This is a genomic window from Cytobacillus citreus, assembly GCF_018343665.1.
Taxonomy (GTDB): Bacteria; Bacillota; Bacilli; order Bacillales; family Cytobacillaceae; genus Cytobacillus; species Cytobacillus citreus.
The window spans coordinates 191,143-203,656 of the sequence record NZ_JAGYPM010000003.1 but is presented as its reverse complement, the minus strand read 5'-3'; the positions used below and the strand labels follow the sequence as shown (position 1 = coordinate 203,656).

The following is a 12,514-nucleotide window of genomic DNA, read 5'->3' as shown; positions in this document are numbered from 1 at the left end:
AATAAATATATTTTAGGGGGAAGCATCATGTTTCGCACCATGATGAACGGCAAAATTCACAGAGCTGTTGTAACAGAAGCAAATTTAAATTATGTAGGCAGCATTACAATTGATACTGATATACTTGATGCAGTCGGGATGGTTGCCAATGAAAAGGTACAAATTGTCAATAATAACAATGGAGCTAGATTTGAAACATATATTATTCCTGGAAAGAGAGGAAGCGGTGTAATCTGTGTAAATGGAGCTGCGGCACGACTTGTACAAGAGGGTGATATCGTTATTATCATATCCTATGCATTAATTTCTGAAGAAAAAGTATTAACACATAAACCAAAAGTTGCCATTATGGCCGATAATAATAAAATCAAGGAAATGATTAATAAAGAGCCTGAAAGAACAATTATTTAAATTAAATTTGCAATAAAATGAATAAATCAAAATAGGCTGAACGGGAATGTACCGTGTCAGCCTTTTTAGCAAAAAAGAATAGCTTATTTACCTACTCTTTAAGTGAAGCTATATATTTCCAAATATCTGCTTAAAATAAAAGAAGGGAGTTTTTTGCTTTTTCTTTTTCCGTTTTTATGATACCGTTTGAATGACTGAATGTTAGAGGTGTGAAGTATGGGTAATAAATATGTTGTGATTGATTTGGAAACAACAGGGAATTCACCGAAAAAGGGTGATAAAATAATACAGTTTGCTGCTGTTGTAATCAAAAACGGAAAAATAATTGAAGAATTCTCCTCTCTTATAAACCCTGGAAAGCCAATTCCTCCATTTATTGAAGAATTAACGGGGTTAGATGATGAAATAGTGCAAGATGCTCCCGTTTTTTCTGAAATCGCTCCTAAAGTGCATACCCTATTAGAAGATGCTTATTTTGTCGCCCATAATGTTCTTTTTGATCTTTCGTTTTTACAAGAAGAGCTAATTGAGGCTGGATATAATGGCTTTTATGGTCCTGTATTAGATACAGTAGAGCTTTCAAGAATATTAATACCAACCGCAGATAGCTTTCAATTGTCAGAATTAGCTCAAAGAGAAGGGCTAAATCATGAGCGTCCGCACCAGGCAGACAGTGACGCTTATGTGACTGCGGAATTATTATTGCGCCTTTTAGTCCGCCTTGAAAAATTACCATTAAATACAACCAAACAAATTCATAAGCTCTCTGGTTCATTAAAAAGTGATTTAGATTTACTTCTCGATAATATCATTATTCAAAAAGAATCTTCGATTGAATATTTACAGGATGATCTCGAAATTCATCATGGAATTGCATTAAAAAGGACCCTAGATCAAATTGATTACAACCATCATGATAAGATGGAGTTCCCTACTCAGCAATCGCAGAAGACAGAGCTTTTCAAAAAAACTTTTCCTGCCTATGAAATTCGTTCAGGTCAATTTTCAATGATGGATTCTGTATATAGAGCCTTTACACAAAAAAGACATGCCATCATTGAAGCTGGTACTGGAGTAGGCAAATCTTTAGCTTACTTGATCCCAGCAGTTATTTTTGGAAAAGAAATTGGACAACCAGTTGTTGTTAGTACATTTACGACAAATCTGCAAGCTCAGCTTCTTTCAAATGATATCCCAAAATTGCAAAAAATGCTTCCTTTCCCACTAAAAGCTGTATTGCTAAAAGGAAGAAGTCATTATTTAAGTTTGGCTAAATTTGAACAAACATTAAAAGATAAGGAAGATAATTACGATACCGTCTTAACGAAAATGCAAATACTTGTTTGGTTGACAGAAACGAATACTGGAGACATCGATGAGTTAAATTTATCAAGTGGAGGTATGATTTATTGGAATAAAATAAAAAATGATGAAGCCATTTTCCTTCAAAATAAATCATGGCTTTCTCGAGATTTCTATTACCGAGCGAGAAATGCAGCTTTAAAATCAGATATCATTATTACTAATCATGCCTTGCTATTATCGGATTTAGTAGCAGATAATAAAATACTGCCTGAATATAGCCATGTTGTAATTGATGAAGGTCATCATTTTGTCAAGGCTTCAGGCAAGCATTTTGGATTTACATTAGACTATTTGCAAACTCGTTTCTTGCTCGGTCGAATTGGACATTTGGAGCAAAAGCAATTGTTATATAAGCTTGAGCAAATCATTGAAAAAGATGAGAGAAGAGATGATGAGTTAAAACATTCCTTTGAATTAAATCAAATGATGATTGAACTTCTTTTTGAAATGGATGAGCTGTTTAAAATAATTGGGGTGTTTGCGAAAAAGAAAACTAGGTCTAGAAAAGGATATAATCGAATAAACTGCCGTATTTCAGCTGATGAAACAAGTAAGGAGTGGAAGGCAGTTGAAACTAGTGCGGAGCGTTTTCTCTTTCAATTAAAGGATTTTTATACTGAATTAAATAATAGATTAGATTTCATTAGCTCAATCAAAGATCATTTATCTGCACGTGAAAAATCGTTTATGGAAGAGCTTGTAACATTATGTGTAGAACTAAAAGAAATAATGCTAGTTATAAAAAAAGCCATTTTACATCCTTCCGATGATTATGTAATATGGATCGAATTAGATGTAAGATCTATGCAAAATGCAACGACAATTTATGCACAGCCTATTGAGGTTGGCGATATTCTTAAGCAGGATTTCTTTGATAAGAAGGAATCAGTCATTATTACATCGGCCACTTTGTCGGTGAAAAATTCCTTTCATTATATTTTAAACGAACTTGGTTTAAAGCTTTCTGATTGTTCGGTTGAACAGATTCCATCACCATTTGATTATGAAGAACAAGTAAAGCTATTTATTCCAGAGGACTTACCAGAGGTTAATGCGGTTCCAATAGAGGAGTATGTTACGGCCATTAGCGAACATATTATTTCAATTGCAGAAGTGACAAAAGGTAGGATGCTTATTTTATTTACTTCCCACGAAATGCTAAGAAAAACATACGAACTCATTAAAGAGTCGGGTTTTCTTGATGATTATGCTATTATTGCACAAGGTATTTCCAGTGGGAGCCGCTCAAGATTAACAAGGAATTTTCAAAAGTTTGATAAGGCAATCTTATTAGGCACAAACAGTTTTTGGGAGGGGGTAGACATCCCTGGAGAAGATTTGTCATGCTTAATAATAATAAGATTACCTTTTTCACCTCCCGATGATCCTTACACAGAAGCAAAATGTGATCAAATTAAACAAAATGGCGGAAATGCATTTTCAGATTATTCCTTGCCAGATGCGATTATTCGCTTTAAACAGGGATTTGGCAGATTGATTAGAACCAGAAGTGATAAAGGATTTATTTTTATTTTTGATCGAAGAATTATTACGACTCATTATGGGAAAGCATTTTTAGAATCTATTCCTAAAATCCCAATAAATAAAAGTAAAATTGACGGTATGATTGATACCATAAAAAAGTCGATGAACTAATTGAAAAAAGTAAAAGGGCTGCGCTTAATTAAGCGCAGCTAAATAACGAAAGTGGATTAGAAAAAATATTAGTTTTTTTATTCAAGGCTTTACTTAGAGCTGTTATACTAAAGATTAAGGTTTAAAATGTTACGTACATATAGTTTGTACGATGTGTTAATTGTGTATGAGTTACAAATATTGTTGTACTTGAGGAGGAATTCCAGTATGGAAAGCAAAATTGAGGTTATTTCAACATTGAAAATTCAACTTAGTCCAGACCTCTATAAGGTTGTTGATGTATTAAATAGAACATTAAAAGAAAAAGATTTAATGTTTGGTTTAGCACTTGATAAGGAAGATCAAAATAAAGCAGTTTTTTCAATTTATCGTACATAAGAAGAGTGACAAATGTGAAAAAAATAATTATTATATTCTTAATTATACTTGCAGTTGGTTTAGGATCTGGGATTTTCGTGTATTTAAAAGCTGTTGAACCAGTAAAAGCAGCCGAAAAGAAAGCAATAGAGGTCGCATTGAAAGAAACTAGGCTGAAAGAAGTAGATGACTTTCAATTATACAATGGCCAAGAAACCTATTATGTATTAAAAGGCAAGGACAAAAATGGGACAGCCATCTATGTTTGGATACCTGAAAAGGAAGGTAGAATTATTGTCCGAAATGTGAAAGATGGAGTGTCGAAACAAGAAGCATTAAATAAACTAAAAGTAGAAAAAAATCCGAAAGAAATCATATCCATTCGACTTGGGATAATAGAAAAGAATGTCCCTATATGGGAAATATACTACCGTACTGAGGGAGATTTAATAAATTATTATTATGTTGATTTTGAAACAGGGAAATGGCTCAAGAATATTGAGAACTTATAAGAAAGACTAAATTAAATGGCTGTGTTAAAGCTCAGTGTTGAAAATACTATTTTGTTGTTGATTGGAGCGGAAGGCACGAGACTCCTGTGGGAGAAGCGAGTCAAAGGGAGACCCCGCAGGAGCGATAGAGACGAGGAGGCTTCCGGACCGCCCGCGGAAAGCGAGTGCCTGCAGCGGAAATCAACAGGGAAGTTAAACACAGCCAATTAAATATGAACTACCTAATAAGAGTGGAGGAATATTGAAATGAAGATTCATCTTGCACAAAGAGTAAAAGCATTAACACCATCTTCAACACTTGCAATTACTGCGAAAGCAAAAGAATTAAAGGCGCAGGGGTTTGATGTAATAGGTTTAGGAGCAGGTGAACCCGATTTTAATACTCCTCAACATATAATCGATGCAGCAGTTCAATCAATGAATGAAGGTCATACGAAATACACACCTTCTGCTGGTCTTCCTGCTCTGAAAAAGGAAATTGTTGAAAAGTTTAAACATGATCAAGGAATTGAATATGATCCAAGTGAAATTATTGTTGCAAGTGGTGCGAAGCATGCACTGTATACATTATTTCAGGCACTCCTTGATGAAGGGGATGAGGTTATTATCCCAACCCCATATTGGGTAAGCTATCCTGAACAAGTAAAATTAGCAGATGGCATTCCCGTTTATGTAGAGGGTAAAGAGGAGAATGAGTATAAAATTACCCCTGAACAATTAAGAACTGCCATAACGGATAAGACAAAGGCCGTAATAATCAATTCACCTAGTAATCCAACAGGAATGCTTTATTCAGAAGAAGAATTAAAGGCATTAGGTGAGGTTTGTTTAAATCATAATATTCTAATTGTGTCTGATGAAATTTATGAAAAGCTAGTTTATGGTAAGTTTAAGCATGTATCTATAGCTGAGATTTCTCCTGAATTAAAAGAGCAAACAATTATCATAAATGGTGTTTCAAAATCTCATTCCATGACAGGTTGGAGAATTGGATACGCAGCAGGAAATAAAGATCTTATTAAAGCAATGACAAACCTTGCAAGTCACAGCACTTCTAATCCAACTACAACTGCTCAATATGGAGCAATAGCTGCTTATTCGGGTTCACAAAAAATGCTTAAAGAAATGCAAGAAGCATTTGAACATCGATTAAACCTTATCTACGATAAGTTAATTGCTATTCCTGGTTTTTCATGTATAAAGCCTCAAGGTGCTTTTTATTTATTCCCAAATGTTAAAGAGGCTGCCGAATTAACAGGATTCGAAAATGTTGATGATTTTTCAAAAGCTTTGCTTGAAGATGCAATGGTTGCGGTTATCCCTGGCTCTGGCTTTGGTGCACCGAATAACATTCGTTTATCGTATGCAACATCTTTAGATTTATTAGAAAAAGCAGTAGATCGAATTCATCAATTTGTCGAAAAAAATATGAAATAAAAAAGTGGCAGCCGAAGAAATCGGCTGCTGCTTTAATTATGTTTTTTCCCATGAAGGAAAAGTACACCTTTCCGAAAGGCTTGTCTTGTGCTTGTCGGACTTGCACAGGATGTGCTGACGTCGATGTTTGCCACAGGACGTGGCAGTTTTTAGTCGACGAACCTCTTTCAAGGCGCTTGCGCTTTTCATTGTTGCTTGTGCTTTAGCTGGAAGGTATAATATATAGGATACATAACATGAGATTTGCTAGTTTTTGGAGGGAACATTAGTGATTAAAACGACAATATCTGAAGTATACAAATATGTTGAACAAGAGGTGAAAATTGGAGCATGGGTTGCGAATAAACGCTCTAGCGGAAAAATTGCTTTCCTTCAACTTCGTGATGGAACAGGATTTATTCAAGGAGTTATTGTCAAAAGTGAAGTCCCAGAGGAAGTATTCCAAGCGGCAAAATCAGTGACACAAGAATCATCCCTTTATGTTACAGGGAAAATCCAAAAGGATGAGCGCTCTCCATTTGGTTTTGAATTACTTGTAACAGGAATTGAAGTGATTCATGCTGCTGTTGATTATCCAATCACACCTAAGGAGCATGGAACAGAATTTTTAATGGATAACCGTCATTTGTGGCTCCGCTCTCGTCGCCAACATGCAGTTATGAAAATTCGAAACGAAATCATTAGAGCTACATATGAATTTTATAATGAACAAGGCTTTGCAAAGATTGATCCTCCGATTTTGACCGGAAGTGCACCAGAAGGTACATCTGAATTATTCCATACTAAATATTTCGATGAAGATGCTTATCTATCTCAAAGCGGACAATTATATATGGAAGCAGCTGCTATGGCTCTTGGAAAGGTTTTCTCATTTGGTCCTACATTTAGAGCGGAAAAATCAAAAACACGTCGCCATTTAATTGAGTTCTGGATGATTGAACCTGAGATGGCTTTTTATGAACATGAGGATAGCTTAAAGGTGCAGGAGGAATATGTTTCTCATATTGTTCAATCTGTATTAAAAAATTGCAGCTTAGAGTTAAAAACATTAGGTCGCGACACATCAAAGCTAGGGAAGGTAAAGGCACCTTTTCCTCGCATTACCTATGATGAAGCGGTTAAATTTTTACATGAACAAGGGTTTAATGATATTGAATGGGGAGATGATTTTGGAGCTCCGCATGAAACAGCAATTGCTGAGAGCTATGATAAGCCAGTTTTCATCACTCATTATCCAACGTCATTAAAACCATTTTACATGCAGCCAGATCCAAATCGAGAAGATGTAGTTCTATGTGCTGACTTAATTGCTCCTGAAGGCTATGGAGAGATTATCGGTGGATCAGAGCGTATTCATGATTATGATCTTCTGAAGCAGCGTTTGGAAGAGCATAACCTTGATTTAGACGCGTATGGATGGTATTTAGAGCTGCGTCAATATGGTTCTGTTCCTCATTCAGGATTTGGTCTTGGCCTTGAAAGAACCGTAGCATGGATTAGTGGAGTGGAACATGTCCGTGAATCCATTCCATTCCCTAGATTATTAAATCGTTTATATCCATAATTAGAAATCGCAATACGAAATTCTGAGGTTGGATGTGAGATGTGAAAAGTTTAAGAGGAAATCGGTAATTCTGCCGATTTCTTTTTTTACTGTATAGGAAATTATAATTTTCGCTATCTGTTGATAACTTGAGATATAGTTTATCTACGTTCAGCTCCAGCGCCTACCTCCGACGTACAGGACGTACTAGTGTCGACAATGCGACAGGACGTCGCGTTTTTGTCGACCTCGAGGTCACAAGCCAATCCTCCCAGAAAGGTAAAGAACACCTTTCCGTGAGGCTCGTCTTGTGCTTGTCGGAGGTGAGCAAGGCGCTTGCGCATTTGTTCCTCTGTTAGCTGAAAAAAGTTACCGATTATACTCCTTACTAGATATGGGCTGTTCATGCTATACTTATAAAGAGGTGTCAGGGATGTCTAAAACAGATATATTAAAGTGGCTCCAGGAAGGAAATGTAACGATACCTGGAGCTTTATTAAATCACTATAAAGAAATGAATCTCTATGAGCATGAATTAGTTTTAATATTGCATGTCATTTCTTTTATCGAGAAAGGAAATGAATTTCCTACCCCAGTTGAGTTGTCTTCACGTATGACCATTTCTGTATCAGAGTGTACTGAAATACTGAGAAAATTAATTCAAAAAGGTTATATAGAAATTAAAGACAATTATTCAGCTGAAGGAATCCGATATGAAAGGTACAATATTGAACCTTTATTAGAAAAACTAATTGATCATTTTCTTTTAAAGAATAAACAAGAAGCTGCAGTCATAAATCAGCAAAATGAAACAGATTTATATACATGCTTTGAACAGGAGTTTGGTCGGCCTTTATCACCATTTGAATGTGAGACTCTTGCATTATGGATGGATGATGATCATCATGATCCTCACATTATAAAAGCTGCACTTAGAGAAGCCGTGATTTCAGGAAAGCTAAATTTTCGTTATATTGATAGAATTTTGTTCGAGTGGAAGAAGAATGGAATCAAAACAATCGAACAAGCAAAAAGTTATGGTAAAAAGTTTAGACAAAATCAATCACAGCACCGATATAAAGCCAATGAAGGCTCGGCACAAACAACAAAATCCATCCCCTTTTATAATTGGTTGGAACAATAAATAAAAGGTATTGCACATACTTTCCCGTTCATAAAGCGACTATATTTTTGTTAAAACAAAATTAAGTGGTGAGAACATTGTTAAATAAAAATCAAATAAGGTTTTGTCTTGATAAAATGGGAGAAATGTTTCCAGATGCTCATTGTGAATTAACACATTCTAATCCATTTGAGCTAGTCATTGCGGTTGCTTTATCGGCTCAATGCACAGATGTATTAGTTAATAAAGTAACAAAAGATTTATTTCAAAAATACAAAACACCATCAGACTACCTAAACGTTTCTCTTGATGAATTACAAGATGATATTCGGTCAATTGGTTTATATCGTAATAAAGCTAAAAATATCCAAAAATTATGCCGTCTATTATTAGACGAATACAATGGTGTTATCCCTCAAGATCGGGACGAATTGACAAAGTTGCCGGGTGTCGGAAGGAAAACTGCAAATGTAGTTGTGTCTGTTGCTTTCGGTGTCCCAGCAATTGCTGTTGATACACATGTTGAACGAGTTAGCAAGAGACTTGCATTTTGCAGGTGGAAGGATTCCGTATTGGAAGTAGAAAAATCCTTAATGAAAAAGATCCCAATGGAAGAATGGCATATCACTCACCATCGAATGATTTTTTTTGGTAGATACCATTGTAAAGCACAAAATCCTCAATGTGATGTTTGCCCACTTTTAGAAGTATGCAGAGAAGGGAAAAAGCGCATGAAAGAGAAGAGCACGAAATGAGTACTGAAATAACTCTTTCAATCCCCGAGGAGCTTATGGACCCAGACTTCTTTACTAAGAATGAATCATTCACAATTGATGAACATGTATTGGCTCATATACTTCCATCTGTCCCATTTCTATATGAGGCAGCCTATTATTTAGGAATAAATGCAATAAAGCCGTGGGAATTGCAGGAAGAGTGCATTCCTATTCTTTTAAATGAATGGAATTCAGAAAAAGAGCTTCTAAAAAAGTTATTTGCCAAAAGGGAGCATACTAAAGTAACTGCTCCGATGAAAAAAGGAATTTGTCTTTTTCTTGAGTTTGTTTATTGGGGAAATGGTTTGCCCGTTTCTCTTTCAAATGATAAAAATGCAAAAACTTTAATCATTAAGCCTGTAAATATGGTAGAAAGATTAGAGTTTATTTTGCAAAGACCGACCCTATATCAATCATTTATTCAATTATCTGAATTAATGATTGAAATGGAAAAGCTTTACGCTAAGCAAATAGCAATAAAAAAAACGTCTCAGCACTAAGCTAGAGACGCTTTTTTTTTATTAATAAGAAAAACATTTAATCATGTCTAGTTGATTGATCCGAAGAAGCTTGCTCTATTAATTTCTTTGTCGGCCTGAACCAGGAGGTGTAGTTCTTGAAGGAGGGGGCGTCTGTCCAGAGTCTGACTCGTCACCACTTTCTTCACCTTGGCTGCTGTTACCACCTTGGCCACTGTTGTCACCTTGGCCGCTGTTACCATCTTGGCCGCTGTTGCCACCTTGGCCGCTGTTACCATCTTGGCCACTGTTACCACCTTGGCCACTGCTGCCACCTTGGTCAGTGCTGCCATCCTGTCCATTTTCGCTACCATTTCCATTCCCTTGACCTGATCCATTATCTCCAGGATTCCCGTTTTCGTTGCCTTGGCCATTATCTATTCCTTCTTCACCCTTGTCATCTTGATCATCACTGGTCTCAGGAGCTGGAATTTCGACTTTTACAACTGCAGAATCACTTCTTTGATCATCTCGAATTGCTACGACCTTGAATTGATAAATTCCTCCTGGAACAGGGTTAGCCACTCTTATTCCTTTTTCAGAAACGACTTGTAATGGCTGGTCTGCGCCCTCATCTAGAGATGCTGATACCTCAAATTGTACATCATCTATTTTATCTGGATACTCCCAATTTAGTACAATTTCATTTGCTGCTTCGTCATATGCTGCACCTAAGTTTGAAGGGGAAGCAAGCTTATCGTATTTATTAGAAATTGCGGTTGGTGCATGACCTTTAACAGCATATTCATAAATGATCTGATCTTTAGGAGTAAATTCACTTGCTAGCTTTGATGTTCCCTTTTCAATAGCTACTTTTTCCACACTATTTGGAACAGGGAAGTCAGGCGTTTCAATTCCTTGTGATACATACTGCATTAAATTTTTAAATAACAATTGTGCAATTCTTTGGTCATAGCCTGCTGCTATAGAGTTTTCCATATCTTTATATCCAGTCCAAACTGCTGCTGTGTAGTTTGTTGTGTAACCAGCAAACCATGAATCAGGTAACGCACCATTTGGAATATTCCATTTTTGAATTTGATTAGCATCATAGTTGGTCGTTCCTGTTTTCCCAACAACATGTAGGTTTGGAACATTTGCCGCTTTTCCTGTACCGTAAGAATCCTTTACACCACTTTTTAGCATATCTGTAATCATGAATGCTGTAGAGTCCTTCATGACAGGTTTTGTTTCAGGCGTGACATCAATTTTTGTTCCGTCACGCATTACAATTTCTTTAATGGCATGAGGTTCAGTATATAGGCCGTTATTTCCAAATGCACTATAGGCTCCTGCCATTTGCAGTGGTGACACTAAATTTGCACCAATTGAATAGGATTCGTTTACCTCGTCTAGTTGAAAACCCAGTTTATTCGCAAATTCCTTCGCTTTATCTGGGCCAACCTCTTGGAAAGTTTTTAGAGCAGGGATGTTTCGTGAACGTGCTAATGCCTCACGCATTGACATCGTCCCCATATGTTTACGATCCCAGTTATTGATTTTCGTACCATTTGAATATGTGTATGGTTCATCATTAAGTGGATGATACGTACCCCAATTTAAATATTCAATGGCTGGACCATAGTCGAGTATTGGTTTAATGGTAGAACCAGCTTGCCTTCTTAAATCCGTCGCGTAGTTAAATCCTCTTTTTACTTCAAGGTTTCTACCTCCGCCTATTGCCCTAATTTCACCTGTTTTTGTATCCAATAGGGTAATACCTGCTTGAAATTCATCATCAGGAAATTGAACAATTTCATTTGAATTAAGCATTTTCTCAACATAATCCTGTGCATTCGTATCTAATGTAGTATGAATGGTTAAACCATCTGAAGAAACGTTCAAATCAGGATATTTTTGTTCCATCTCATCTAAGACAACATCAACAAATGAATCATAAGGTGAGTCATTGTGCTTGCGATCTTCTTCCTTAACAAGACTTGATTCAACTGGAATTTTTTGAGCAGCTTCCATTTCTTCTTTTGAGATGAAACCATGCTGATTCATTAAAGAAAGAACAATATTACGTCTTTTTTCTGCTTTATCTGGATGCTTGAAAGGATTATAATTTTCGGGACTTTGCGGCATCCCTGCTAGTAAAGCAGCTTCATGTAGCTCGAGCTCGTCAAGATCTTTACCGAAATAAATATGGGAAGCTGTTAATACCCCATGACTGCCTTCTGACATCCAAATTTTATTCACATACATTTCGAAAATTTCTTGCTTTGTATATTTACGTTCAAGCTGAAAGGAAAGCCAAGCTTCTTGAGCTTTTCTGCTTAAAGTTTTTTCATTGTTCAGGAAGGAGTTTTTTACGACCTGCTGAGTAATCGTACTTGCTCCCTCAGAACCGAATCCACGAGTAATATTCGCTATTACAGCACCGCCTAGTCGTTTCAAATCCATCCCGTTATGTTGATAAAAACGAACATCCTCAGTGGCAAGAAACGCGTCCTCTACCAATTTGGGGATATCTTCATATTCTACATATTCCCGATTTTCAGATCCAATTTCTGTAATGACATTGCCATCTTTATCTAATATTTTGGATGGGATCGGATCCCGTAATTGTTTTTCATCAAGTTTTGGTGCATCCTTTACCATAAAGGCAAATGCGCCAGCACCAAGCAGCATACTCGCAATACCAATGCCTATTAATATTAAAAAGATACGTTTAAATATCCCTTTTGGCTGCTTTTTTTTCTTTTTATTTGGATTTGAAGATTGCTGTTTTCGGCGCTCCTCTCTTGATTGGTATTTTTCTGCCATATATGTTCATCCTTTCTGATGATAAGAAGAGTTATTTATGCTATTAG

10 protein-coding genes are annotated in these 12,514 nt (G+C 36.2%); 9 read left to right on the top strand and 1 reads right to left on the bottom strand.

Translation table 11 applies throughout. The features are described from left to right. The first annotated feature begins 27 nt into the window (after window positions 1–27). The 9 genes from panD to KHA94_RS12490 all read left to right on the top strand — a co-directional run bounded on the left by panD (window position 28) and on the right by KHA94_RS12490 (window position 9,680). Complete coding sequence (gene panD / locus KHA94_RS12530) at window positions 28–411, top strand: aspartate 1-decarboxylase (RefSeq protein WP_213102475.1); 384 nt, start codon at window positions 28–30, stop codon at window positions 409–411. 216 nt (window positions 412–627) lie between these two features. Then, the gene (dinG, locus tag KHA94_RS12525) at window positions 628–3,432 is read left to right on the top strand and encodes an ATP-dependent DNA helicase DinG (protein WP_213102474.1); all 2,805 of its coding nucleotides are present in this window, start codon (window positions 628–630) and stop codon (window positions 3,430–3,432) included. A gap of 207 nt (window positions 3,433–3,639) precedes the next feature. Beyond that, on the top strand, window positions 3,640–3,810 hold the full coding sequence (locus KHA94_RS12520; protein WP_213102473.1) for a YpmA family protein: 171 nt from the start codon (window positions 3,640–3,642) through the stop codon (window positions 3,808–3,810). A gap of 14 nt (window positions 3,811–3,824) precedes the next feature. Further along, window positions 3,825–4,301, top strand: coding sequence for a cell wall elongation regulator TseB-like domain-containing protein (locus KHA94_RS12515; RefSeq protein ID WP_213102472.1), 477 nt, complete (start codon window positions 3,825–3,827; stop codon window positions 4,299–4,301). A 252-nt stretch (window positions 4,302–4,553) separates the two neighbouring features. Continuing rightward, window positions 4,554–5,738, top strand: a complete 1,185-nt coding sequence (locus KHA94_RS12510; RefSeq protein WP_213103234.1) for a pyridoxal phosphate-dependent aminotransferase — start codon at window positions 4,554–4,556, stop codon at window positions 5,736–5,738. Window positions 5,739–6,009: 271 nt separating this feature from the next. After that, complete coding sequence (gene asnS, locus KHA94_RS12505) at window positions 6,010–7,302, top strand: asparagine--tRNA ligase (protein ID WP_213103233.1); 1,293 nt, start codon at window positions 6,010–6,012, stop codon at window positions 7,300–7,302. A gap of 412 nt (window positions 7,303–7,714) precedes the next feature. Beyond that, window positions 7,715–8,425 (top strand): DnaD domain-containing protein, encoded by a 711-nt coding sequence (locus tag KHA94_RS12500; RefSeq protein WP_213103232.1) that lies wholly within the window; start codon window positions 7,715–7,717, stop codon window positions 8,423–8,425. A gap of 77 nt (window positions 8,426–8,502) precedes the next feature. Beyond that, entirely contained in the window at window positions 8,503–9,159 is a 657-nt protein-coding gene (gene nth, locus KHA94_RS12495) for an endonuclease III (RefSeq protein ID WP_213102471.1), read from the top strand. Then, window positions 9,156–9,680, top strand: a complete 525-nt coding sequence (locus KHA94_RS12490) for a YpoC family protein (protein WP_213102470.1) — start codon at window positions 9,156–9,158, stop codon at window positions 9,678–9,680. The genes nth and KHA94_RS12490 overlap by 4 nt, the downstream gene beginning before the upstream one ends. A 78-nt stretch (window positions 9,681–9,758) precedes the next feature. On the opposite strand, the gene KHA94_RS12485 is transcribed toward KHA94_RS12490, so the two are convergent. Continuing rightward, window positions 9,759–12,467 (bottom strand): transglycosylase domain-containing protein, encoded by a 2,709-nt coding sequence (locus tag KHA94_RS12485; RefSeq protein WP_213102469.1) that lies wholly within the window; start codon window positions 12,465–12,467, stop codon window positions 9,759–9,761. Window positions 12,468–12,514: the final 47 nt, after the last annotated feature.

Bases quoted from the DNA above. Each gene is read 5' to 3' on its own strand.
- dinG (WP_213102474.1), top strand. From the start codon at position 628: ATGGGTAATAAATATGTTGTGATTGATTTGGAAACAACAGGGAATTCA.
- panD (WP_213102475.1), top strand. From the start codon at position 28: ATGTTTCGCACCATGATGAACGGCAAAATTCACAGAGCTGTTGTAACA.
- KHA94_RS12490 (WP_213102470.1), top strand. From the start codon at position 9,156: ATGAGTACTGAAATAACTCTTTCAATCCCCGAGGAGCTTATGGACCCA.
- KHA94_RS12485 (WP_213102469.1), bottom strand. From the start codon at position 12,467: ATGGCAGAAAAATACCAATCAAGAGAGGAGCGCCGAAAACAGCAATCT.
- KHA94_RS12500 (WP_213103232.1), top strand. From the start codon at position 7,715: ATGTCTAAAACAGATATATTAAAGTGGCTCCAGGAAGGAAATGTAACG.
- KHA94_RS12520 (WP_213102473.1), top strand. From the start codon at position 3,640: ATGGAAAGCAAAATTGAGGTTATTTCAACATTGAAAATTCAACTTAGT.